Origin of the sequence: Peribacillus sp. ACCC06369 (genome assembly GCF_030348945.1) — a bacterium.
Taxonomy (GTDB): Bacteria; Bacillota; Bacilli; order Bacillales; family DSM-1321; genus Peribacillus.
Genome location: NZ_JAUCEN010000002.1, coordinates 3511541 through 3533932, shown reverse-complemented (window position 1 = coordinate 3533932; position 22392 = coordinate 3511541). Strand labels below are relative to the sequence as shown.

Sequence of the window (22392 nt, the reverse complement as noted above, 5' to 3'; positions counted from 1 at the left end):
GAGTAAATTGCTATGAAGAGGATGAAATAAACATTAGGTTCTACATCAAATGCGAATAGCCATATTAGAAACAGCAATGGTGGAATTGTCAGCAGAATCTGCAATGTTCTTAAGCTCACCGTATCACCTTCTTTCGTATTTATTCCCCGTTAGCTCCGCCAAATCTTTGTTCAGTTCCTCGGTATCTTCGAACATGAAACATTGGTATTTTCGATTTTCCCTGTTAGGCGTGGTGTACAAAAAATTATGGTGTCGCCTTACCAGTTCAACGAAAAGCGATTTTTTGTAAATAATTTTCACCTTCATTTTTTCTTCCATGGAATCACTCCTTCAGGGGTATAACGTTTCGTTAGATACCTGCAATTTAGATGTCCCGAATTTTCGGGAGATGTTGGAGGCATAATTTTGTGCCGTGAGATTTTGGCGGCGGAAAATTGAGTTACCAAATGTGAAAAAAAATCACATTTGAACTGTGAAGAAAATTCACAGTTGCTTTCGTTTCCATTCCTCAAAAACCTTTTCACTTGCAATGATTTCAGCTTCCGTATAACCGCCCCAATGGAGCACAGCCTCGATTTCATCAGCGCTCTTGTTATCGAATAGACGTAGTTTTGGCACCAGAGCCCATGCACGCTGACGTTCTATTTCAACAGCAACAGCATTGGTATCACCCAACAAATCAAGGTCGCTAATGTACAACTCTGTGGTTCTGAGTGCGAGGTAATCCGTTCCGTTATTCTTGTGGAAAAATAAATCTGATAATGTTTCGATGGCTGTTCATAAGATTTCTGGTTTCATGGCATTCGCCCCCCTAATATACTAAATATTCTGATACTTATGTTACTACAATAGTATGAATTACAGGGAAAATGCTGTCAATCTAAATACAATGATAGGCCAATACTGCCAAGATTGGCGTGGGTAGGATGGTGGATATTGGTTTTGTATATCTATTTTTATCCGTTTTAAATGAAAAAGACCCATTTAAACGTACCGCCACGATGTTTTAATAATATTCGAAAGGGTTTATGTATAGAATGTGTTAAAACGCTGTACAACGTGACTATGTGCGTTTTATGGGCATTCAGTTAGATGTCCCCAATTATGGGGAGATGATAAAGGAGGAATTATATGGGACAGTCAGGAGTGACAACGGATTTACAATTATTAGCAGAAGTTTTGAATTGTCAAAGTTTAATTAATGCGATTGCCGAGAAGGATTTCAATCTCGCTCAAGTATTGGATGTGCTGATTCATGAAGAGTAAATGGGGAACATACCTATGGAAACTCCGATTCTTATTGTTCATGCCATATTTGATATTCGGCATATGGGCATGGTCATCGAGTGGAAACGATGATTTTCCAATTTACTATTGGATATCATTGACGGGCTACATGCTGATTTGTACAGTCATCCTGCACATAATGGAGAAAAAACAAAAGAAAGAAAAGCAATGAATCATTAACGTTTGTCCTATTATATGGGCAAGCGTTTTTTCGTGAAAACACCCCGAAGGGAAACCGTTGAGCAGTCTGAACACGCAGTGTTCTAAGCGCAGGGAGCAACTTGTTGCGAACCTAAAATAATTGAGGGAATCACTAGCGTGCTTCCTTGCTTACGTTCACTGCGTTCACTACAGCGCAATGCCTTCCCCTGATGGGGTCGGTTTTCTTCTGGCACAAATACACTATTTCTTTTTAAAGAGGACCTCGAACTAACGTTGGTATGAATGGGTTTCTAAGCGTTGCTGGCACACTTTTTGTGCGGATATATTCATTTTCATAAAAATATTTATTGGCTTGCCTACGGATTGCAGATGTATTCAATACAATGACGGTACAAAAACAATTTGGAGGCAAATCATGAGAAAAATAACTGGATTTAATATGACTCAAACTATAAATGTAGTGGATGCCATGTGTGGAGCAGGAAAGACATCATGGGCTATCCAACAAATAAATGAAAATGTGGGACAAAAAAGGAAATTGGCATTCGGTGATTCAGGGGAACCGTTGAAATACATATATGTGACTCCATTTTTGAAGGAAGTAGAGCGTATACGGGAAGCAACTGATATTGATTTTTTTGAACCAGAAGTCAAAGGAACCAAAATTAAGAGTTTCGAAGCGTTAATAACACTTGGAAAATCAGTGGCAACTACTCATGAACTGTTCAAAAAACTTGATTTGGATATTTTGGATGTTATCGAGGGAAAAGGTTACACATTGATTATGGATGAAGTCGCCAGTGTTCTGGAAAAATACGATATCACCAAGAGTGATATTCAAATGTTAATAGGTCAAGGCACCATCGAAATTGGTGAGAATGACAAAGTTATATGGCTGGATGATGATTACACTGGTAAATTTTCCGATATGAAGATTTTGGCCGAGAGTGATAATTTAATCCTTCAAAATGGAATCGCCATGTTTTGGACAATGAATACCCGAGCATTTGAAGCATTCGATGAAGTTTATGTTTTAACATATATGTTCGATGGTCAAACTCAGTGTAGATACTACATGGCGAACGATATTAAGTTCAAGAAGCACAGCGTAAAAAACACTGACGGTCATTATGAATTGATTGATTATGACCCAACCAAAGAACCTCGTAAAGAAACCTATGAAAAATTAAATATATATTTGGATGATGAAAGCAATAGGAAAAAGAGTCCTTTGAACTCCAATTATGATTCTCGTGAAAAACTTACGAATCAGCAGCGTTACTATCAATTATCATCAACATGGTTTCGATACACTGCATCCCCAAAAGATTTAAAGCAATTGAACAATAATCTGCGGAATTATTTCAGGCAAGTGATACCAACCGAAAACGAATACATCTTTTGGACGACAATATCGGATTTTGCTCCGACTCTGAAAAATGCAAAATGTAAATGGAACAAGAATAATGACCGTTCCAGTGATAATTTTGTTGCACTTAATGCCAGGGCAACAAATTCATATGGAAACTGTACGAGTATGGCATACGTTTATAATCGGTTTGTTAATCCATTAGAAAAGAATTTCTTTCGTGAATATGGGATTGAAGTGGACGAAGATAGATTGGCGGTATCGGATTTAATCCAGTTCTTGTTCCGAGGTTGTATCCGTAACGATGAAGAAATGAATTGTTATATACCTGCAGAACGAATGAGGACTTTGTTAAAACGGTGGGCGGACTTTGAAATATGAAAACGGGACGGGCTGATGCTCGTCCTTTCTTTTTAGAAAAATAGGTTCTTTTGTACCTCAAAAAAGATGCCGAAATCGTTTAGAAACGCCTTACAAAGTAGGTAAGAACTGTATATATACTATGAGGCGCAATCAGACGCTATCAGGCGTGATTACACTTTATTAGACACAAGGAGGTACATTAATATGGCTGATGAAAAGAAATACGTGGAAATCCGTTTCCGATTACCAATAGAAGATTTTAAAGAATATGAGATTGAGGCGGAGAAAGCAAAAGAACTTGGTTACGATGTTAGTCCCACAGCACAAATCAGGGCTGATGCTAGGAAACAAGCACAAATCAAAAGGCAGAACCGTAAGGGGTCTGTAGAGCAGACCGAACGACAATTAACCGCATTAGAACAAATTGGTGATTATTGATGAAATTGAATATAAATATTCAAATAATTAGTGGTCTAACAATCAAACCAAAGAAAAGCATTTATGAAGACAAGCGTTTGGAAATTATCGAAATTAAAGGAGAAGATGATAATGGGCGGTAGAAGAGTAACAATATGCGATTATTGCAACACAATGGTAGAAGGTTCAGTGATGAACTGTAAATGTGCGTGGAGGACACAGCGCAGACCAAAGAAAGATATTGAGCAAAATAAAGAATTAACAACAACTAAATGGAAAAAGTTTAGGAAGCAAATAATTGAACGTGATGGTGCTCATTGTCAGCGTTGTTTGGCAAAATACAATCTTATTAGAGGATTCACATTACAAGTACATCATATCAAACCACGTATCAGATACCCTGAGTTGACCTATGAAGCAACCAACTGTGTGACATTATGTCAGCAATGCAATACAGAATATGGAACTAAAGAGCAGTTGGACTTTGATTTCACACCTAAAGAAATAGGTGACATATACGTTTTGTAAGAAAATCCATCTAAATGTAGGTGGGTTTTTTTTATGTAGGTAACATTCAAGACAAGAGGGTAGGAGAAGTTCGAAAATCCATTTCCCCATCTTTACTTTTAGAAAGGAGAATCAATATGGCTAGAGGTGTAAGAACGAGCACGAATCAACTACAACGTAAAGTTTCTAAGGCTGAAATATCTGCTCGGCAACAGGCTGAAGCCGAAGTGGTGACGAATCAAACCAGTCCCAAAGCATCGTCAATATTGAATAGCGAAGAACGGAAAATATTCTTCAAACTAAGGAAACGAAATGACAATTACACAGAAAACGACTCGGAATCATTGAATTTGCTCTCACAGTATTTGCATATGTGGACGAAATTGAAACAAGCACACAACGAGTTTGACATAACTGATGAGCGTGCTTCGGACTTCGAAAAACGCATGATTGCGATTGATAAACAAATCAGCCAACACATGAGTCAATTGTGTATTCCGTTATCTCAACGATTCAGACTTGCCAATGATATGGCGAAAGTGATGATTGAAGAGAAAAAATTAGAGCAAATGGAAAAGGACAATCAACCGAAAGAAGTCAATCCAATTCTTCAACTATTGGCAGACATGAAAAAAGAAGATGAAACTGGTGATTGGGGATGAAAGGTGCCAAATCTAAATTACGGGGAAAAATTTTTTCCTTGTTCGTCACCCTCTAGTCTTGTTAATCCCCTTCAAAAAAAAACCGATTTTTAGAAACCGCACTACCAATGGGTTTCTGTTGCATTCCTATCCTGTTTGATTCGCACTTTCAGTTTGGGATTAAGCAAATCGTATGGATTATACGAGCATTTAACGTAAATGTACGTCAGAAACCTATCGAAAAGGCATCAAAAGTACATCAAAAACTATCAAAAAGCATCAAAAATATCGTCATTTTGATGAAGCAACTGTACATCAACTCAGGAAGGAGATATATAACCATGGCAAATATGAAAGTAGTATTCATTACATCGGTTAGCATTATGACATACAACCAAGGACCAGCCGGACTTAGTTACGCTTATTCTTACGTCCACGATTTGGCAGATACAGTAGCAAATGACTACATCGCTAAAGGTTGGGCGATTCCGTTTGTCGGTTGGGAAACCAATCCTAAACGACCAGTGAATGTTAAATTTCCGCAGTAAACAGCATTCCACCTTGTTTAATCGCAAGGTGGTTATTTTATTAATAGTATATGGCCACGGAAATGGTCTTTCTCAGGAAGGAGGCGAACAAACGCCTACTCATTTGCTTTGACGGAACAAAGCACACTTTCAACAACTTCAAGTTGCATCCTTTACCAAGGGTGCAATTCTTTTTTGGTTTACGGACAAATTCATCGGTGCTTCCTACCGAATGAAATCTGTTCAATATAATGTAATTAACAACAAAACATGGAGGCATTACATTATGACAACTACATTAGCACCGCAAATCGAGGAAGAAATTGAACTACAAGAAAAACTATATTCCGTTCGTGATAACTGGCATTTATTAAAACCATATTTAAATGATAAAGATGTACAGGCAGTTCTCAACAGCGCAATGACGGAATTTTCCGAACAGTATTCATATAGATGTGAAACGTGGATGCCAGGTAATGCACCTTGGGAATACACTCATACTGACTATTGGGACATGAAAATCATAGAAGCATATGAAGAAGATGAAGATTTTCAAAAAGAGCAAAAGGAATTGTACCAAAAACTTTATGGTGATGAAGATGAAGATGAAGATGAAGATGATGAAGATGAAGTTGATTTCTGGTATGAACTGAACGGAACAGAAGAGTATCAACTATTGGAAAGAAAATATTGGGACAAACACGCTCCCAAAGAAAGCACGATAGAATGGTATCAATTCATTCATGGTTGTCATTGGATTAATCAGTTCACTGCTGCTTTAATATCAAAAGCATTAAACGTGGAAGTCAACGTTTGGACTACTGAAAAACATACCTGTGCTACTTTTGTAAAAGATGATGTTGTTTATTTTGCTGATATTTTACAGGAATGGGACAGTTTACAAGAATTACTTGATTTTATGGCAGAAGGCGAAGAAGTTGATTATTATTCTATTAATACATTTATAGATGATTCCAATTTATGGGATTGAATATTAATATTCAAAAAATACGAACAAACTTATTTACAAAAGTCAATATAGTTCGTTATTCAATGAAAAATATTCAAAAAAAGCAAAAAAATGATAGACATTGTTCGCCTATCGTGATAATATTACTTTATTGAGTTGCTTGTCATGGCGACTCGCTCCAGTGTTCGTCTCTTTGGACGACTGTTTATTTTATCTACATTGTATAATACTTGCGGAAACAAGCGATTATGATAGCGTTTAAGTTTCGTCTCCATCAGTTCTCCCCTGAACTGATGGATATTTTTTGAAAATTACATAAAATCCTCCAATTGCATAAGACAAGACAAACTATTTTACGGAGGTAATGCAAGATGGTATGTATTATTGAAGACAAAGAATCGGTTATTATTCAAGGTAAAGATTTGTTGCGTTTGGTTGAGTGGAAACTTTCTGAACTCGATGACGCATTTGAAGAAGATGAATCTGTGGATTACATTGAGTTTGAAGAAAAAACCGATGAAAATGGTGAGCCTTATTTCCTATTTCAGATTTATGATATGTCAATATCAATGACAACCGTTAGATGTGATAAAAAAGGTTTTAATATTCATTTTGGTTCAAGTACACCAAGACATGTTAAAACAGTAATTCAAAATGTTATGTATGTACAATAACCATCAAAACGCACCAGTGCATGAGCATTGGTTTTTTTTGTATTTATGATATAGATAATATAGGTTCTACTAAAATTGTAATTTTACTAGGGAGTCCATATCTGATTCCCTAACTTTTTTTATGGCATCTTTTATTTAATTTTCAGGGAGCGTCTTGGTTCATGCAAAGATTGAAGTGTATAAATCTCGATAACTAAAATTTTAATGTTTCACAAAATTGCCGGAAATCAAGCGTTTATTTAGAATATTGTAAACATTTTGTTTACTTTAGCTCGAGATTATGAAATAAGACCATCGATTTATTTTGGATATTAATAATCAAAATAAAGTTATCCACAAATTTGCGGTTTTACCTTACATTTTAATTCTTCTCAATACAATCTCGTTAAATGTTTTGAGGGAGAATCGAAATGAAGGAAATTAAAGTGATTATTAGAAATGCACCATCACCAGAGGCGATTAAAAATTTAGCGGAATATTTATCGAAAGTAGCACTAAAGTAGGTGTTACTTTTTACACATTAATTGGTATACGCTGGATTTTTAGTTCTTTTAAAATTTTTTTTCAATATATTGGAATGTGATTGTGAAACAAATTTAAGTTAGATACGTTACCTGACCAAGAACTTGTATGTTAATAAAAACTGTAAAAATAAAGGAGGGCTTCAAATTAGAGAAAAAGTGGAAGGTATTACAGACCAACCGAGGACCCCAGGTGTTCTTGGACAAAACACAAATCAAACAGACGCCGCAGGGGTTGGTGTTCACGGCAAAAGCAGAGGCACTGGTGTCTGGGGTGAGAGCGAAACTTGGCATGGTGTCGTAGGTGCCAGCAAAAGTCCAACTGGCGGATTTGGTGTTTATGGAGAGGCTATTGGCTCAGGTGTGGTAGGTGTCAGCAAGACCTGGAATGGTGTCTACGGAGAGACTCCAAGCACAAATGGAGGAGCTGGCGTTTGGGGTGAACATAAAGGTCAGGGTACAGGTGTAGTAGGGATTAGCCGAGCAGGAGTTGGTGTTTTGGGCCAACAAATAACTAATGATGGAATTGGTTATGGAGTATTAGGTAAGAGCCGACAAGGCATTGGGGTCTCTGGTGATAGCCAAGTTAACAGTGGAGTAGAAGGAAAGAGCGATAGAGGGACTGGTGTCTATGCCGAGAGCAATTGGAACGGCGCGCTTGGCGCTAGAAGTCATCATGGGGAGTCACCAGCTTTGTTCGTCAATCACCGGGGTACAGGAGACCTCATCAGCGGCATTGATAACAGAAATGTCGAGGTCTTCCGGGTCCTTAATAATGGTGAAGTCAAGGTACGCGGGGTTACGCTCACTAGTGATAAGAACTCTAAGGAAAATTTCTCGAGCGTCAACCCACTCCAGGTCCTTGACAAATTAGCAACCATTTCAATCCAGTCTTGGAAGTTTAAAGAGGACCCGTCCAGTATGCGGCACATTGGTCCGACTGCTCAGGATTTCCATGCCGCTTTCGGTTTAAATGGAGATGATAATAAACATATTTCAAGCGTAGATATACAGGGGGTAGCATTGGCTGCTATACAAGGTTTAAACGAGAAACTCATGGCTGAAAATGCTCAGTTACATGCGAATTTAGCTAACCTCGAGGCACGTCTTTCCGCGCTTGAGTCTAAGGGCTAAACACTTAATAAAAGAATTACAAAAGGACCAAAATGGGTCCTTTTTTTTGTTAAAACATAACTGATAATTAAGTTGTCACCAATTACTCAACCAAACTGTGTGTGTGAAAATGAAACTATAGAGTTGTAACGGAAAAAACTCTAATGGTTATAATAGCTTGTATTTTTAAGTCCTTCATAATCGCATGATATCTAAATCAAAGAAAGAATGTTTTATGTAAATGTGTTTATTCGTTAAAATAAAAAACCACCTTAGAAAAGGGGATTTTTTATTGTGGTGCAATACGTCCCCAATGTTACCGGTTCTTTTTGGTTCTAAGCATGTCTATTAGCACCATCCACAGTAATAGCAACAATCTAAATAACTGCTTCCACCTTTTAAGCATTGTTTCATACAAGGGTCATTTATAGGGAAACTATACGGATTTCCGTGCACCGTTCCAGGATAGGAATATGGATAACTCCCATAATAATAATATGGCTGTGGACTGTAAGGTACAGCTTGGTTCATGCCACCATATGTCATCGGTACGCTATATGCTATTGGCATTGAGGCATACCCGCTGCAATATCCATGGCATTCCTGCTCTGACGTTCCAGGAGTGGCCAAACAATCCCACATACATTGGCTATATTTAGGATTAGGTTCAGAGGTATAATTCCAAGGTGAAAATGGTTGACGATACAAAGATAATCACTCCTTATCTTAATCTTATTTTTCTCGACAGTATATTCAGCTGTATACTTTTTAGGTAATTGTCCATGCGTAATTGGGTAATTGTCTATCATACATAGCAAAGCTTATGATGGGGCGGGATTTGAAGATGGTAACAAATGAAAGGACTAAAAAATGGTCCTTTTTCTTTTGATGTAATATCAACATTGTTAATTAACAGTGATAATTGAAAAATAGTCCCTAAATTCTCTACAAACCGGCAGTGGGAAAACCACGACACTATATTCCCTGCTTCATCATGCCCATGAGATGATCAATCGAAATATCATAACGCTTGAAGATCCCATTGAAAATGTATCTGAAAAGGTACTGCAAGTCCAAATCAATGAAAAGGCGGGCATTACTTATTCTGTCGGTCTTAAAGCTGTGCTAAGGCATGATCCCGACGTGATCATGGTAGGGGAAGTCAGGGATGCCGAAACGGCCAAAATCGCAGTGCGTGCAGCTCTAACCGGCCATTTGATACTTACAACCATGCATACAAGGGATGCACAGGGTGCTATCTCCAGGTTACTTGAATTTGGTGTCAGCTTGCTTGAGATTGAACAGAGTTTGATTGGCGTGACAGCACAGCGGCTGGTTGAATTGAGGTGTCTTCCATGTAATGGGGACTGTGCTTTTGCTTGCCAAATGACTGCCAGGAATAAAAGGGCAAGTGTATATGAATTGCTTTACGGAAAAAGCCTGGCCGAGGTTCTCCGGATGATGGGGGATGAAAAAGGAAAGGCAACGGCCAGCTACCGCCTATTGAAGGATGAAATAGGAAAAGCTGTTGCGATGGGCTATGTGGATTCGCAGGAATATGAACGGCTTGTATACCATGAAGCTAAAAACTAAATGGAAGTTAAAAGAACAGGCGGTCTTTATTTCGAAGCTAGGTGAATTATTACATCATGGTTATCCCTTGGCGGAAGCTTTACATTTTCTCGAATTTCAGGAATCAAAGAATAAAGCGGAAGACTTCACTCTGGCCATAAAGGAATTAAGGAACGGTTACCCGTTGCATCAAGTGCTAACCCATCTTAATTTTCATCCGCAGCTTGTAAGTTATATATTTTATGGCGAGCAATACGGCGACCTGGATCGGGCATTGAAAGAGGGAGGGCGATATTGGAAGAAAAGAACGGAGGATATGGATAAAGTAAAAAAGTTAATGGTGTATCCCGTATTCTTAATCTTTTTTGTAAGCATCGTTTTTTACATTCTTCAGAGTGTTCTCCTTCCTAAATTCCAGACCATCTATTTCACGATGGATGTTGAACAGAATACAATCTTGAAATTACTGTCAGCTTCCACATTCATTCTTCCGGCTCTCCCCTTGATTTTTCTCGTATCGCTCCTATTCTTGTTTGTACTCAAACGATTTTGGTTTAACGGATTATGCCCATTACGGCAGCGGAGGATTTTGATGGGAATTCCGATATTAGGAACCTTCATCAAGTTATACGAAACTTATTTTTTTGCAAGCCAATTCAGTGGCTTACTTTCCGGAGGGTTATCGATTAACGACAGCATCAAATTATTCTCTATAAATCAGCAGCAGCCTTTTTACCAAAAACTATGCTCGATCATTAAGGATGACCTTATCGAGGGCAGATCGCTTGAAATGATCTTTCGTGAACTCCCCTATTTTGATGGGAATTTACCGGTGGTCGTTGCAAATGGTCAAAGATATGGCAGACTTGATGCGGAGCTACTTCATTACAGTCGTTTTTTACTGGAGAAAATTGAAGAGAGAATGAATGCAGTCTTGAAAATCATTCAGCCCCTTATGTTTTTACTGATAGGTATTGTGATCGTGTCCATTTATTTAGCGGTTTTGCTGCCGATGTTCTCTCTGCTCGAAGGTATATAGAATTTGATTTTTGCATTCTGGAGGTGAAATTGCTCTGAAACCATCTAATCCATCTGGTATTCAGATGGTTTCAGGAGCAGGATGATATGATGAAGAAAGTGATGAATGAACGAGGTTTTACACTAATTGAGATGCTCATTGTTTTACTTGTAATATCCATTCTTTTGATTATTACAATACCCAATATCACGAAGAACCAATCGACAATCCAGTCTAAAGGGTGTGAAGCATTCGTGAAGATGGCTCAAGCACAGGTTCAGGCATATGAGATCGACAATGCTAAACTGCCCGTAAGTATCAATGAATTGGAAAGCCAAGGCTATCTCAAACAGACATCCTGTCCTAATGGGGATGATATTAGTTTGGATAGCAAAGGAAAGATAACGGTCGTTGAGTAGGAGAAAAGTGAATGCACGGCGCTCCAATGGCGGGTATACCCTGTCTGAAACCCTTATAGTCCTCGTTATTTTTGTACTCCTGATTTCCATCAGTCCAAATTTATATCCAAGCTTCACTAAAGGAATGGAAAATAGGCTATTCATTTCCCGGTTCCATGAAGATCTTTTCCATGCACAGCAGTATGCCATCAGTCATGAGAGCCTGATTTACCTCCAGATTGATAATAACAAAAAGGTTTATACCATTTTGTCTTATAAGGAGGGAATCGTTCTAGAGAGAAGCATACCAAAGGATATACAGTTTTTAAATGGCACATTAGGGTTCAGCTTTCATTTTAATCAGTTTGGAAATGCTTCAAAAGCAGGAACGATGATCATTGACACTTCAAAAGGACAGTATAAATTGGTCCTCAATATAGGTAAAGGGAGGTTCAGGATTGAGAAATTGTAAAGGTTACGTCTACCTTGAGCTGATGGCCGCATTTTCAGTTTGTATTTTCTTGATCCTTTCCATTTTACCGATTATTGACGAGTTAATCACGCATCGGAAAGATATCGTAATCAGGACAGAAGCCCACCATTTATTATATGAAAGATTGACGGCTTTCATGGATGGGGAGATACAAGCAATTGGACAGGAAATCATCAACAAAAAAAAATCCTATGAATTGATTTGGAAGGATCATGGGGATTTCCCGGGGATGATTGAAGGGTGTGTACGTTATGAAAATGAATCGGGTAAATTTGAAACCATTTGTGATGCTGCGAAAAGATGATGGTTTTACGATGATAGAATTGCTTTTTTCTTTAATGATCTTAATGACGACGTCCCTTTTTGTCCTACAGCTTTTTTCAATCATTCACACCCAGATGAGATCCATTGATAAATTGCATCCTAAAGAGTGGGAGGTCTTTACCATGCAAATGAAGCAGGAGGTCCGGAGTTCCAAAGTTCAGGATGTAATGGGAAATAAATTATATTTGCTTTCAGGTGAACAATTATCATCCATTGAACAATATGAAGATAAGGTTCGAAGGAGAGTGAATGGTAAGGGGCATGAGGTCATCTTGCAGAACATTTCGGAATTCCAGGTTGAGAAGGATGGAAGTGTCATTGTTCTAAATATAACGGATAAAGCAGGGACCACTTTCAGTCGTAGATTTCATCCTTTCTTTAGACATGTGACGAAAGTCGATGAATAATCAAAAAGGAGTCGTTTTCCCGATGATCATGATTGTAGCGAGTGTTTTCATCATGTTCACGATATTAATGATCGATCAATTTATCATCGATAAAATGTTTTATAAAGAAGTGGAAGAATCGCTTGTGGCCGATCATCTTGTCCACCTTGCCGTTAAGGATGTGACGTCAGAGTGGGGGGAAGAGGTCCCGGAAATCATCCAGGGGGAAATTTTCTACCCCAATGGTACGGTGCGATATTCCTTAACGGAGGAAGACGGTCCTTACGTCTATATCGAATTTTCATCGACGACTAAAAATGACCGAAGGGGTAGGGTCATCATTCAATACGATACAGAAGCGGGGCGAGTGATACAATGGATAGAAAAGCAGGCTGTGTAATACGTAAAATACACAGTCTTTTATAAAGGCTCAATCATGTTCAAGCGATAGATTCGCGTGTTTAGGGAACAAGTGAAGGAATAAAACAAGCGTAAACCGGGCATACTTTGTTTAGGGTGATTTTTATATGTCTACAAACGCTTATATTAAATATCTGACGCAACAGCTTGTCGAATATTTTAATCTGACCAAAAAAGAACGAAAAGAAAAGCGACGTCATAGAAAAGAGGATAAAAACCATGGTATGTCCCATTGGTTTGGCATTGTCCCTTTTGCTTTGTCGATGTTCTTAAGGAAAAATATCAAGAAATAGAACAGATGTCCTTAAATTAGGACATCTGTTTTTTTATTAAGGATCCTATCCCAACGCCCTATCTGAAAGGTAAAATAAACCTCCATTGATGATGGATATTCGGATGTTCGGTTCATATTGTGCTTTTAAGGCTTCTTTTTCGGTAAAATAGCTCTCACTTTTTTCGTCCATATCCTTGTAAAAATGCTCCAATAAATTCAAGTCATTCTGCCAGCGAAGCATTGCTTCTTCCGCCCAAGAATGGTCATCATCCTCGAAACTGGTTCTGATGTATGTATCCAGTCTGGCCAATCCACTCTTGGGCATGATGAGCGGTGAAAGCGTAAAGGAATAATCCGGTATTTTTGGGGTGACCTTAACCGGTAAAACCCGATGGTGAAAGCTTTCCATGATCTCGCCTGAGATTAAATTCAATCCGATGGACATAAAGGTATCTTTTTTACGATCGCATTGATAGGATATTTTCACATTAAGGGTTAGCCAAGGAAACAATGGATTATTCCCGCCTTTTGATGGAGGAGTATCCTCAAAAAGTCTAGTATACCCTGCCAGATTTTTTGTTGATTGAATAATTTGATGAAGGCGAGGGGAGCCAAAATGAATCATTTCTCCCTTTAAATCGGGTGGAGCGTGTTCTGGGTCGGTAATGAAAGTCATCTGGGCTGGGTTCGGAATGCCACCCGTTTTTTCTAGATAGTGCCAATAAAAGGGTCTGTTCATTAATTCTTTATCCATTTCAATCGTCAGTTGAACCGTAAGGTGGGTTGGTGTATTATCCAGTATTTCACAATCATTGGCTTTAAAGTAAGTTAATAAAAAATCATGAATTTCCCGTTGCTGCATGAACCTCACCTTCCTTCATGGATTGAGCGAATTGAATTAACGATGAAAAATTATCCATCTTGATTTTCATTTCGCCCTCTGTTTTGGACTCGCCGACTACATCGATTAAGTATTCTTCAATGTTGTTAATATCCAGTTTGGTTAGAATATCATCCAGTTCACCAATTACTTTTTCAAATAAATTGATTTTTTCGTATAGTAACTTCAGAATATGTTCTTCAACTGTATTTTTCGTGGAAAAGTTATAAATCATGACATCTTCTTCCTGACCAAGCCGGTGAATCCGCCCAATTCTTTGCTCGAGTCTCATGGGGTTCCATGGCAGGTCAAAATTAATCAAGTGATGGCAAAACTGAAGGTTTATCCCTTCCCCGCCCGCTTCGGTTGCGATTAATACCTGTATTTTCTTTTGGAATAATTCGCGCATCCAGTCTTTCTTTCCACGCTTAAATCCGCCTCGGAAAGGGACTGAAGAAATCCCATTCTGTTGCAGGTACCATTGCAGATAAAGCTGGGTCGCTCGGTATTCGGTAAAGATAATCACTTTGTCATCAATTTTCTTGATCAGTTCCAAAGCTTTTTCAGCTTTGGAGTTCTGAACCGTTTCGTTTACTTTAGAAAATAAATCATCAAGCTTTGCCAAAAAGTCAGGGGAAGGCTGGTCGTATTTTGCTTTCATATTTTTTAAAGTATAAAAGACTGCCTCCCTGCTGCTGCAGGCTTCCCTTTGGAGAGTGAGAGCTGAAAAGGCGCTTCCTTTTGTTCCATCCGAAATAGGCTTGAATTTGGAAACGGCATCGTACAATGCCTGCTCGGTTGGAGAAAATTCAATGGTGATTGTTTCCACATGCCTTTTTGTCCATTCAATACCAGTATCGGCCCGCCGGTTTCGTATCATAACAGTGTTGACCAGTTCCTTAAGGTGTTCATCTTCAATTATGTTCCGGCCTTTCCCTTTATATTTTTCCGAAAAGAGTGTGGCATTTCCCAAGTGGCCTGGTTTCAATAACGAAACGAGGTGGAAAATTTCCTCGACTTTATTTTGAATGGGAGTAGCTGTCAGGAGTAAACAAAATTTCTTTTTCAGATTTTGGACGAATTCATAGTTCTTCGTCTTATTATTTTTAAGTTTATGAGCTTCGTCAATAATGATGAAGTCATATTCCTGATTGAAAATGATATCACGATGTGGAGCGCGTTTCGCTGTATCAATGGATGAAATGACCACATCACAGGAGTCCCAAACATAACTTTTTCTCTGAACGACTGCCGGAATATGAAACTTGGTATTCAATTCAAAAGCCCATTGTGTTACAAGTGAAGCCGGTACAAGGATCAATACTTTTTTTACAAGGCCTCTAATCATATATTCTTTTAGGATCAAGCCGGCTTCAATTGTTTTTCCGAGCCCTACCTCATCAGCTAAAATGGCCTTTCCATTCATCTTTTCCACCACTTGCTTTGCTGCTTCCAATTGGTGGGGAAGCGGGGTTAACTGCGGAAGGTGCTTGGGCGCCTGTAAACCCTCAAAATCAGGGATGATGAGATTTTCCTCCATTTGAACCGCCAACTTATAAAGCTCCCAATTTCCCCATGGACCGTCATTTTCCATCTTTTGCAGAAACTCGTCATTCCATTCAGAATTGAAGGATATATTGATTTTCATAGAAATAACTCCCTCTTAAATCATAATTTCCTTAATAAAAGGTCAAAACCCGAACATTTCATATGTGAAGTAAGAAAAATATTTCTCTTCAAAAGATATTGCAGAGATAAGTTTCTTAGGGTAGGATATAAGTATATTTAGAAAATTCCAATTTCCAAACGCTATAAAGAATCTTTGTATTTCGGTTTTGCAGTTCGCGTTTTCTTAGTATGCGCTACAGGCTCCTATTTTATCCAAGATACTGAAGGAGATCATTCAAACGGTTCCTGAAGTTTTAGGAGAGTTGGCAGAGAATGCATTCCATGATGCTCAAAGGTTTTACTAATGCTTGGGGCTTATTCGCTTACTTTCATTGGTAGGCCATTTATATGCGGGTGAAGATAAGGGGAGAGACTACGGATGTAGCGCCGAAGGAGCAAACTTAGCAGTGAATCTCTCAGGCAAAAGAACTCTTATTGGACGCAACTCTGGAGAGCGCCGCCCATTTTGGGACGGCCACCAAAGGGGAAAACCTATTATATAGGTAAACTTTCAGGTTTCAGGACAGAGAAAAAGCTCAAACGGGCTTTCTCTGTCCTTTTTTGTGCTTTTTTCACTTCATGAATCAGGATATCTGATGCGTAATGACAAGAAGCTTTGATAATGAAGCCATTTAAATTAAAAAATCTGAGGGGGGTCATTTTTTGACCAATTTAAAAAGAACACCACTATTTGAAGTTTATCGTGAATGCGGCGGTAAAACGATCGATTTTGGCGGCTGGGAACTTCCTGTCCAATTTTCGGGTATAAAGGACGAACATGAAGCCGTACGTACAAAAGCGGGGTTATTCGATGTTTCCCATATGGGGGAAGTTGATGTTAAGGGTCCTGCGAGCCTTTCCTTTTTACAGAAGATGCTGACTAATGATATATCAAAGCTGCAACAGGGCGGTGCCCAATATACGGCTATGTGCTATGAAAACGGCGGGACGGTTGATGATCTCATCGTTTATAAGAGGGCTGAAGACGACTATCTGCTCGTGGTCAATGCAGCGAATACAGAAAAAGATTTCGATTGGCTGCAAGCTAATCTACCGGAAGATGTCCAAATCACGAATGTATCGAGTCACTATACACAGCTAGCACTTCAAGGGCCATCTGCAGAGAAGATATTACAAAAACTATCAGAAAATACTGCCTTAAGTGAAATTGGATTTTTCAAGTTCAAGGAAAATGTCATGATAAATGGTATCTCCACGATGGTATCCCGTACCGGATATACTGGTGAAGATGGTTTTGAGATATATAGCGACAGTGAAAACGGTCCTGCCCTTTGGAAGGCGATTCTGGATGCCGGCAAGGAAGAAGGGATTCAGCCGATTGGTTTAGGAGCTCGTGATACCCTGCGTTTTGAAGCGAAACTGCCGCTGTATGGGCAGGAACTTTCAGCGGACATCACCCCAATAGAAGCCGGGATCGGTTTTGCGGTAAAAGTGGATAAGGAAGCAGATTTTTTCGGGAAAGCCGTTCTTGCTGAACAAAAGGAGAAAGGGGCTCCCCGCAAGCTTATGGGAATTGAAATGATTGACCGTGGTATTCCACGTCATGGGTATAAGGTCTACAGCGGGGACAAAGTCATTGGCGAGGTCACGACTGGTACCCAATCACCAACATTGAAGAAAAACGTAGGATTGGCACTTATCGATAAGGAATTTTCGGTGCTGGATGCGGAAGTCGAAGTGGAAATCCGATCCAAACGTTTGAAAGCCGTTATCATACAAACACCTTTTTATAAAAAACCACGTAAATAGAGGGGAATGGTCATTAGATGAAACATCGTTATTTACCCATGACAGAGCAAGATAAACAAGAAATGCTTGAAGTGATAGGTGTACCTACTGTTGAAGAACTTTTCAATGATATCCCTGAAAGTGTTCGTTTTCAAGGCGAATACGATATCAAGCCCGCTAAATCGGAACCTGCCTTAATGAAAGAATTATCAAGGCTTGCTTCCAAGAATGCGGATCTTAAAAACTATGCTTCCTTCCTTGGTGCGGGTGTCTATGACCATTATGCACCGGTCATCGTCGATCATGTTCTTTCCCGTTCTGAGTTTTATACGGCTTATACACCCTATCAGCCTGAAATTTCACAGGGCGAGCTTCAGGCCATCTTTGAATATCAAACGATGATTTGTGAATTGACGGGTATGGATGTGGCTAACTCCTCCATGTATGACGGCGGGACAGCGCTAGCTGAAGCAGCCATGCTTGCTTCAGGTCACACACGACGCAAGAAGATTCTCATTTCAGGGACGGTCCATCCTGAATCAAGAGAAGTCGTAAAGACCTATGCGAAAGGACAACGCGTGGAAGTGATCGAAATTCCTTATAAAGACGGTGTGACGGATATGGCGGCCTTAAGGGAGTTGGTGAATGATGATATTGCAGGAGTGATTGTGCAATATCCGAACTTTTTTGGCCGCATCGAGCCATTGAAAGAAATGGAAGAAATCATTCATGGCGTCAAGTCCATGTTTATCGTTTCCAGTAATCCGCTTGCACTGGGAGCCTTGACATCCCCTGGTGCCCTCGGTGCAGATATCGTAACGGGGGATGCTCAGCCATTCGGCATTCCAGCAGCATTCGGTGGACCTCATTGTGGATATTTTGCCGTTACGAATAAACTTGTACGGAAAGTTCCGGGCAGACTCGTCGGTCAAACAGTGGATGAAAATGGAAAAAGGGGTTTTGTGCTGACGCTTCAAGCTCGTGAGCAGCACATTCGCCGTGATAAGGCCACATCCAACATTTGTTCCAATCAAGCGTTGAACGCCTTGGCAGCTTCTGTTGCAATGACCGCTCTTGGGAAAAAGGGGGTCAAAGAAATGGCCGTGCAAAATATTCAAAAAGCGCATTATGCGAAAAAAGCTATTGAGGCAAAAGGGATAAAAGTAATGTTCGACGGTCCTTCGTTTAATGAATTTGTCATTAAACTGCCTGCTTCGTTTTCAGAAATCAATAAAAACCTATTTGAAAAAGGGATGATCGGCGGCTTTGATTTAGGAAAGGTATATCCTGAGCTGGAAGACCATATGCTGGTCGCGGTAACGGAACTTAGAACAAAAGAAGAAATTGATGCACTTGCGCAGGAATTGGGGGATCAACATGAATAATCAAGATCAATCACTCATTTTTGAAATCAGTACATCCGGTCGAATCGGGTATAGTCTGCCAGAAATGGATGTTGCAACTACTCCGCTCGAAGAAATTCTTCCTGCCGACTACATCCGTGAAGAAGAGGCTAAGCTTCCTGAGGTGTCCGAATTGGATATCATGCGTCACTATACAGCACTTTCCAAACGGAATCATGGAGTGGATTCGGGTTTTTATCCGCTGGGTTCATGCACGATGAAATATAATCCGAAAATAAATGAAAATGTGGCACGCTTTAACGGTTTCGCCCATATCCATCCATATCAAGATCCGAGTACTGTTCAGGGAGCCTTGGGACTATTATTTGATTTGCAGGAACATCTAACGGAAATCACTGGGATGGATCAAGTGACATTACAGCCTGCAGCAGGTGCACACGGTGAATGGACAGGGTTGATGATGATTCGCGCTTTTCACGAAGCTAATGGCGATACAGAACGGACGAAAGTGATCGTACCCGATTCTGCACACGGTACGAATCCAGCTTCTGCCACTGTGGCCGGACTTGAAACGATAACAGTGAAATCCGATGAAAACGGGTTAGTCGACCTTGAGGATTTAAAGCGTGTTGTGGGACCGGATACGGCGGCTTTGATGCTGACGAACCCCAATACGTTGGGATTGTTTGAAGAGAACATTTTGGAAATGGCACAACTTGTCCATGATGCCGGTGGGAAGCTTTATTATGATGGTGCCAATCTGAATGCAGTACTTTCAAAAGCACGCCCGGGTGACATGGGCTTTGATGTGGTTCACTTAAATCTCCATAAAACATTCACTGGCCCGCATGGCGGCGGCGGTCCGGGTTCTGGCCCTGTAGGGGTAAAGTCGGATTTGATTCCTTACTTGCCTAAACCGCTTGTGGTCAAACAAGATGAGCAATTCGTTCTTGATTATGATCGCCCGCAATCCATTGGCAGGGTAAAACCCTACTATGGGAATTTCGGGATAAACGTGAGGGCTTATACGTACATTCGTTCAATGGGTCCTGATGGCCTTAAAGCCGTCACCGAGAATGCGGTCCTCAATGCAAATTATATGATGCGTAGGTTGGAACCTTATTTTGACCTACCATATAATCGTCATTGTAAGCACGAATTCGTATTAAGCGGACGTCGGCAAAAGAAATTGGGAGTCAGGACTCTCGACATAGCCAAAAGATTGCTGGATTTCGGGTATCATCCTCCAACCATTTACTTCCCGTTGAACGTGGAAGAAGGAATGATGATAGAACCGACCGAAACGGAGTCCAAGGAAACTCTGGATGCATTCATCGATGCAATGATCCAGATTGCCAAGGAAGCGGAGGAAACTCCGGAAATCGTTCAGGAAGCTCCGCATACGACCGTTATAAAGCGGCTTGATGAAACTCTTGCTGCAAGAAAACCGGTTCTGCGTTTTCAAGCCTAGACTGAAAGCTTACATGAAAAAACCCCTGCCTGCCGGCGGGGGTTTTTTCATGTTTATGTATCTTGTAAAGAACTAATCAAAGTCAATAAGTTAACTTTCATTTTCATTTTCATTGAGCCCGCATTGAACATGTAGACGTTTTAATTAAAAAGAGCCCATGCGGAGATGGGGTCTTATTTCTTTGCTTTGATTTTCCCGGTCCACATTTTGAAACCGCCTTTTAGGTGAAAAAGTTCCTTGTAGCCCTTTTTGTATAGCATGGCTGCAGCTCTTCCGCTGATGATTTCGCTTTGAGCGTACAAGTATACAGGCTTGTCCGGCCTAATTTCGACCAAGCGAGTTTTCATTTGCGTCATAGGGATGTTTCTTGCGCCTAAGATATGACCATTATCAAAATCATTCGGTTCCCGAACATCGATCAGCTGCACTTTTCTGTAGTTAGCGATAAATTCGTCCTGTGTTAATGTTTTAACGATTTTACGCTGGCGGTACCAATTAAAAAGTGAATACGCAATAACCACTCCCAAGATGATGAGCAGTGTATATAATAATTCCAAACATTAAAACTCCCTTCTACCTTAACGAATACAGACAATACTTATTATATAATTGCTTTACTTAATAATCAAAAAGAATTTTCATCAAATTCTTTATCGACTTGATAGCACTTTCTTTTTTAGAGTGTTAAAGTCTGTTAAACTACTACATGTGAGTTTTTTGTGGGGTATAACGGAATTACTGAAAAACAGTCTATTGAAACGAGGGTTTAGGATGACTAAAGAAAAATGGGGTTTTATAGATTCTGGAAATTGTTCACCGGCTTTTAATATGGCGATGGACGAAGCGCTTTTAAATTGGCAAAGCAAAGGGGAAATTCCGCCAATCATACGCTTTTATGGTTGGGATCCAGCGACATTGTCGATTGGTTATTTTCAAAAGGCAGAAGCGGAAATCGATATGGAAGAGGTCAAAAGGCAAGGCCTCGGTTTTGTTCGCAGACCAACAGGAGGGCGAGCGGTGCTGCACGAGCATGAATTGACTTATAGCGTAATCGTTCCAGAATCCTATCCGGGAATGCCAACTACCGTTACTGAAGCATATCGTGTCATATCTGAAGGAATATTAATGGGGTTCAGGAATCTTGGATTGGATGCTTATTTTGCTGTGCCTCGAACCGAGCAGGAAAAAGCGGCTTTAAAAGCGCCCAAGTCTTCCGTCTGCTTTGATGCTCCAAGCTGGTATGAACTGGTCGTTGAGGGCAGGAAGGTCGCTGGCAGCGCACAAACCAGGCAAAAGGGCGTCATCCTTCAACACGGGGCCATTTTGCTTGAACTTGATGATGAAAAGCTCTTTAGCGTATTTAAATTTTCAAATGACAGGGTTAAAGAGAGAATGCAAAAAAACTTAAAAAACAAAGCTGTAGCCATGAATGACATTGCCGGAAGAAAGATTACCATCCCCGAAGCGAAAGTTGCTTTTGAAAAAGGTTTTGCCGAAGGACTATCGATCGATCTAGAACCATACGTCCTCACTGAACAACAATTGCTGGAAGTGAAGGCCATTGCAGAAAGCAAATATGAAAGCGATGAATGGAATTTCATGAGATAGAAGAAGCAGAATAATTAAAGTGGAAAATAAAAAAGTTTTTTCAGATTTGTTTACCAAATAAGCTATTCCTTGCAGGAATAAGTCCTAAAAGGGATGGGGAAAAAGCAAGGTCCAAATTAATTGAAATCTGATGAAAAATTATTGTAAATCGACATTTTCCTCCCTTTTGCTAACTATATTAATTGATTTATCGTTTGACAAAATTAAAAGTCATTC

The 22392-nt window shown here is 39.8% G+C and carries 27 protein-coding genes, 1 pseudogene and 2 riboswitches; of the genes and pseudogenes, 22 read left to right on the top strand and 6 right to left on the bottom strand.

Annotated features, from left to right (window positions below):
* Window positions 1–123: 123 nt before the first annotated feature.
* Window positions 124–318 carry a hypothetical protein gene (locus QUF78_RS18000; protein WP_289325737.1) on the bottom strand — a complete coding sequence of 65 codons (195 nt, stop codon included), beginning with the start codon at window positions 316–318 and terminating at the stop codon, window positions 124–126.
* A 165-nt stretch (window positions 319–483) separates the two neighbouring features.
* Window positions 484–699: a hypothetical protein gene (locus QUF78_RS17995; protein ID WP_289325736.1), complete on the bottom strand. Its 216-nt coding sequence runs from the start codon at window positions 697–699 to the stop codon at window positions 484–486.
* A gap of 432 nt (window positions 700–1131) precedes the next feature.
* On the opposite strand from QUF78_RS17995, the gene QUF78_RS17990 reads away from it, so the two are divergent.
* The 8 genes from QUF78_RS17990 to QUF78_RS17955 all read left to right on the top strand — a co-directional run bounded on the left by QUF78_RS17990 (window position 1132) and on the right by QUF78_RS17955 (window position 6264).
* Window positions 1132–1266: a hypothetical protein gene (locus QUF78_RS17990; protein ID WP_289325735.1), complete on the top strand. Its 135-nt coding sequence runs from the start codon at window positions 1132–1134 to the stop codon at window positions 1264–1266.
* Complete coding sequence (locus QUF78_RS17985) at window positions 1256–1459, top strand: hypothetical protein (protein WP_289325734.1); 204 nt, start codon at window positions 1256–1258, stop codon at window positions 1457–1459. Before QUF78_RS17990 ends, QUF78_RS17985 begins: the two co-directional genes overlap by 11 nt.
* A gap of 405 nt (window positions 1460–1864) precedes the next feature.
* On the top strand, window positions 1865–3199 hold the full coding sequence (locus QUF78_RS17980) for a hypothetical protein (protein WP_289325733.1): 1335 nt from the start codon (window positions 1865–1867) through the stop codon (window positions 3197–3199).
* Window positions 3200–3385: 186 nt separating this feature from the next.
* Complete coding sequence (locus QUF78_RS17975) at window positions 3386–3619, top strand: hypothetical protein (protein ID WP_289325732.1); 234 nt, start codon at window positions 3386–3388, stop codon at window positions 3617–3619.
* A 111-nt stretch (window positions 3620–3730) separates the two neighbouring features.
* Entirely contained in the window at window positions 3731–4126 is a 396-nt protein-coding gene (locus QUF78_RS17970) for an HNH endonuclease (RefSeq protein WP_289325731.1), read from the top strand.
* Between the two features lie 116 nt (window positions 4127–4242).
* The gene (locus QUF78_RS17965; protein ID WP_289325730.1) at window positions 4243–4767 is read left to right on the top strand and encodes a hypothetical protein; all 525 of its coding nucleotides are present in this window, start codon (window positions 4243–4245) and stop codon (window positions 4765–4767) included.
* Between the two features lie 107 nt (window positions 4768–4874).
* On the top strand, window positions 4875–5294 hold the full coding sequence (locus QUF78_RS17960; RefSeq protein WP_289325729.1) for a hypothetical protein: 420 nt from the start codon (window positions 4875–4877) through the stop codon (window positions 5292–5294).
* A 265-nt stretch (window positions 5295–5559) separates the two neighbouring features.
* Window positions 5560–6264 carry a hypothetical protein gene (locus tag QUF78_RS17955; RefSeq protein WP_289325728.1) on the top strand — a complete coding sequence of 235 codons (705 nt, stop codon included), beginning with the start codon at window positions 5560–5562 and terminating at the stop codon, window positions 6262–6264.
* A 122-nt stretch (window positions 6265–6386) separates the two neighbouring features.
* Here the strand turns inward: QUF78_RS17955 and QUF78_RS17950 are convergent, their stop codons facing one another.
* Complete coding sequence (locus QUF78_RS17950; RefSeq protein ID WP_289325727.1) at window positions 6387–6518, bottom strand: hypothetical protein; 132 nt, start codon at window positions 6516–6518, stop codon at window positions 6387–6389.
* 96 nt (window positions 6519–6614) lie between these two features.
* Here QUF78_RS17950 and QUF78_RS17945 point away from each other — a divergent pair, with 96 nt between their 5' ends.
* The 10 genes and pseudogenes from QUF78_RS17945 to QUF78_RS17900 all read left to right on the top strand — a co-directional run bounded on the left by QUF78_RS17945 (window position 6615) and on the right by QUF78_RS17900 (window position 13455).
* Window positions 6615–6917, top strand: coding sequence for a hypothetical protein (locus QUF78_RS17945; RefSeq protein WP_289325726.1), 303 nt, complete (start codon window positions 6615–6617; stop codon window positions 6915–6917).
* A gap of 626 nt (window positions 6918–7543) precedes the next feature.
* Window positions 7544–8572: a tail fiber domain-containing protein gene (locus QUF78_RS17940; protein ID WP_289325725.1), complete on the top strand. Its 1029-nt coding sequence runs from the start codon at window positions 7544–7546 to the stop codon at window positions 8570–8572.
* 930 nt (window positions 8573–9502) lie between these two features.
* Window positions 9503–10144 (top strand): annotated as a pseudogene (locus QUF78_RS17935) (ATPase, T2SS/T4P/T4SS family); the annotation flags it as partial.
* Window positions 10128–11162, top strand: a complete 1035-nt coding sequence (gene comGB / locus QUF78_RS17930; RefSeq protein WP_289325724.1) for a competence type IV pilus assembly protein ComGB — start codon at window positions 10128–10130, stop codon at window positions 11160–11162. The pseudogene QUF78_RS17935 and the gene comGB, both read left to right, overlap by 17 nt.
* Window positions 11163–11251: 89 nt before the next feature.
* The gene (gene comGC / locus QUF78_RS17925; RefSeq protein WP_289327350.1) at window positions 11252–11560 is read left to right on the top strand and encodes a competence type IV pilus major pilin ComGC; all 309 of its coding nucleotides are present in this window, start codon (window positions 11252–11254) and stop codon (window positions 11558–11560) included.
* Window positions 11561–11567: 7 nt separating this feature from the next.
* Window positions 11568–12011: a competence type IV pilus minor pilin ComGD gene (gene comGD, locus QUF78_RS17920; RefSeq protein WP_289325723.1), complete on the top strand. Its 444-nt coding sequence runs from the start codon at window positions 11568–11570 to the stop codon at window positions 12009–12011.
* The gene (locus QUF78_RS17915) at window positions 11998–12336 is read left to right on the top strand and encodes a hypothetical protein (RefSeq protein ID WP_289325722.1); all 339 of its coding nucleotides are present in this window, start codon (window positions 11998–12000) and stop codon (window positions 12334–12336) included. The genes comGD and QUF78_RS17915 overlap by 14 nt, the downstream gene beginning before the upstream one ends.
* The gene (gene comGF / locus QUF78_RS17910) at window positions 12284–12763 is read left to right on the top strand and encodes a competence type IV pilus minor pilin ComGF (protein ID WP_289325721.1); all 480 of its coding nucleotides are present in this window, start codon (window positions 12284–12286) and stop codon (window positions 12761–12763) included. The genes QUF78_RS17915 and comGF overlap by 53 nt, the downstream gene beginning before the upstream one ends.
* Entirely contained in the window at window positions 12756–13142 is a 387-nt protein-coding gene (comGG, locus tag QUF78_RS17905; RefSeq protein ID WP_289325720.1) for a competence type IV pilus minor pilin ComGG, read from the top strand. Before comGF ends, comGG begins: the two co-directional genes overlap by 8 nt.
* A 127-nt stretch (window positions 13143–13269) precedes the next feature.
* Window positions 13270–13455 (top strand): YqzE family protein, encoded by a 186-nt coding sequence (locus QUF78_RS17900; RefSeq protein ID WP_289315683.1) that lies wholly within the window; start codon window positions 13270–13272, stop codon window positions 13453–13455.
* 45 nt (window positions 13456–13500) lie between these two features.
* Here QUF78_RS17900 and QUF78_RS17895 read toward each other — a convergent pair whose 3' ends face one another.
* Together QUF78_RS17895 and QUF78_RS17890 are read right to left on the bottom strand one after the other, a co-directional pair.
* The gene (locus tag QUF78_RS17895; RefSeq protein ID WP_289325719.1) at window positions 13501–14298 is read right to left on the bottom strand and encodes a YqhG family protein; all 798 of its coding nucleotides are present in this window, start codon (window positions 14296–14298) and stop codon (window positions 13501–13503) included.
* The gene (locus tag QUF78_RS17890; protein WP_289325718.1) at window positions 14276–15964 is read right to left on the bottom strand and encodes a DEAD/DEAH box helicase; all 1689 of its coding nucleotides are present in this window, start codon (window positions 15962–15964) and stop codon (window positions 14276–14278) included. Before QUF78_RS17890 ends, QUF78_RS17895 begins: the two co-directional genes overlap by 23 nt.
* 374 nt (window positions 15965–16338) lie before the next feature.
* Window positions 16339–16426, top strand: a riboswitch (glycine riboswitch).
* A 3-nt stretch (window positions 16427–16429) separates the two neighbouring features.
* Window positions 16430–16513: riboswitch (glycine riboswitch) on the top strand.
* 134 nt (window positions 16514–16647) lie between these two features.
* On the opposite strand from QUF78_RS17890, the gene gcvT reads away from it, so the two are divergent.
* From gcvT to gcvPB, 3 genes are read left to right on the top strand one after another with little or no spacing between them, the layout of a single operon-like run.
* Window positions 16648–17754 (top strand): glycine cleavage system aminomethyltransferase GcvT, encoded by a 1107-nt coding sequence (gcvT, locus tag QUF78_RS17885; RefSeq protein WP_289325717.1) that lies wholly within the window; start codon window positions 16648–16650, stop codon window positions 17752–17754.
* Between the two features lie 17 nt (window positions 17755–17771).
* Window positions 17772–19118, top strand: coding sequence for an aminomethyl-transferring glycine dehydrogenase subunit GcvPA (gcvPA, locus tag QUF78_RS17880; protein WP_289325716.1), 1347 nt, complete (start codon window positions 17772–17774; stop codon window positions 19116–19118).
* Window positions 19111–20568, top strand: a complete 1458-nt coding sequence (gcvPB, locus tag QUF78_RS17875) for an aminomethyl-transferring glycine dehydrogenase subunit GcvPB (protein ID WP_289325715.1) — start codon at window positions 19111–19113, stop codon at window positions 20566–20568. The genes gcvPA and gcvPB overlap by 8 nt, the downstream gene beginning before the upstream one ends.
* A gap of 173 nt (window positions 20569–20741) precedes the next feature.
* Here gcvPB and QUF78_RS17870 read toward each other — a convergent pair whose 3' ends face one another.
* Window positions 20742–21125 (bottom strand): rhodanese-like domain-containing protein, encoded by a 384-nt coding sequence (locus QUF78_RS17870; RefSeq protein ID WP_289315689.1) that lies wholly within the window; start codon window positions 21123–21125, stop codon window positions 20742–20744.
* Window positions 21126–21339: 214 nt separating this feature from the next.
* On the opposite strand from QUF78_RS17870, the gene QUF78_RS17865 reads away from it, so the two are divergent.
* Complete coding sequence (locus tag QUF78_RS17865) at window positions 21340–22176, top strand: lipoate--protein ligase family protein (RefSeq protein ID WP_289325714.1); 837 nt, start codon at window positions 21340–21342, stop codon at window positions 22174–22176.
* Window positions 22177–22392: the final 216 nt, after the last annotated feature.

What these genes read in the sequence shown, in the direction of transcription:
- QUF78_RS17960 (WP_289325729.1), top strand. Translation starts at nt 4,875, where the DNA reads ATGGGTTTCTGTTGCATTCCTATCCTGTTTGATTCGCACTTTCAGTTT.
- QUF78_RS17950 (WP_289325727.1), bottom strand. Translation starts at nt 6,518, where the DNA reads ATGGAGACGAAACTTAAACGCTATCATAATCGCTTGTTTCCGCAAGTA.
- QUF78_RS17890 (WP_289325718.1), bottom strand. Translation starts at nt 15,964, where the DNA reads ATGAAAATCAATATATCCTTCAATTCTGAATGGAATGACGAGTTTCTG.
- QUF78_RS17965 (WP_289325730.1), top strand. Translation starts at nt 4,243, where the DNA reads ATGGCTAGAGGTGTAAGAACGAGCACGAATCAACTACAACGTAAAGTT.
- QUF78_RS17945 (WP_289325726.1), top strand. Translation starts at nt 6,615, where the DNA reads ATGGTATGTATTATTGAAGACAAAGAATCGGTTATTATTCAAGGTAAA.
- QUF78_RS17990 (WP_289325735.1), top strand. Translation starts at nt 1,132, where the DNA reads ATGGGACAGTCAGGAGTGACAACGGATTTACAATTATTAGCAGAAGTT.
- comGF (WP_289325721.1), top strand. Translation starts at nt 12,284, where the DNA reads ATGAAAATGAATCGGGTAAATTTGAAACCATTTGTGATGCTGCGAAAA.
- QUF78_RS18000 (WP_289325737.1), bottom strand. Translation starts at nt 318, where the DNA reads ATGGAAGAAAAAATGAAGGTGAAAATTATTTACAAAAAATCGCTTTTC.
- QUF78_RS17895 (WP_289325719.1), bottom strand. Translation starts at nt 14,298, where the DNA reads ATGCAGCAACGGGAAATTCATGATTTTTTATTAACTTACTTTAAAGCC.
- comGC (WP_289327350.1), top strand. Translation starts at nt 11,252, where the DNA reads ATGAAGAAAGTGATGAATGAACGAGGTTTTACACTAATTGAGATGCTC.
- QUF78_RS17985 (WP_289325734.1), top strand. Translation starts at nt 1,256, where the DNA reads ATGAAGAGTAAATGGGGAACATACCTATGGAAACTCCGATTCTTATTG.
- comGG (WP_289325720.1), top strand. Translation starts at nt 12,756, where the DNA reads ATGAATAATCAAAAAGGAGTCGTTTTCCCGATGATCATGATTGTAGCG.
- QUF78_RS17980 (WP_289325733.1), top strand. Translation starts at nt 1,865, where the DNA reads ATGAGAAAAATAACTGGATTTAATATGACTCAAACTATAAATGTAGTG.
- gcvPB (WP_289325715.1), top strand. Translation starts at nt 19,111, where the DNA reads ATGAATAATCAAGATCAATCACTCATTTTTGAAATCAGTACATCCGGT.
- QUF78_RS17900 (WP_289315683.1), top strand. Translation starts at nt 13,270, where the DNA reads ATGTCTACAAACGCTTATATTAAATATCTGACGCAACAGCTTGTCGAA.
- QUF78_RS17975 (WP_289325732.1), top strand. Translation starts at nt 3,386, where the DNA reads ATGGCTGATGAAAAGAAATACGTGGAAATCCGTTTCCGATTACCAATA.
- QUF78_RS17970 (WP_289325731.1), top strand. Translation starts at nt 3,731, where the DNA reads ATGGGCGGTAGAAGAGTAACAATATGCGATTATTGCAACACAATGGTA.
- comGB (WP_289325724.1), top strand. Translation starts at nt 10,128, where the DNA reads ATGAAGCTAAAAACTAAATGGAAGTTAAAAGAACAGGCGGTCTTTATT.
- QUF78_RS17955 (WP_289325728.1), top strand. Translation starts at nt 5,560, where the DNA reads ATGACAACTACATTAGCACCGCAAATCGAGGAAGAAATTGAACTACAA.
- QUF78_RS17865 (WP_289325714.1), top strand. Translation starts at nt 21,340, where the DNA reads ATGACTAAAGAAAAATGGGGTTTTATAGATTCTGGAAATTGTTCACCG.
- gcvPA (WP_289325716.1), top strand. Translation starts at nt 17,772, where the DNA reads ATGAAACATCGTTATTTACCCATGACAGAGCAAGATAAACAAGAAATG.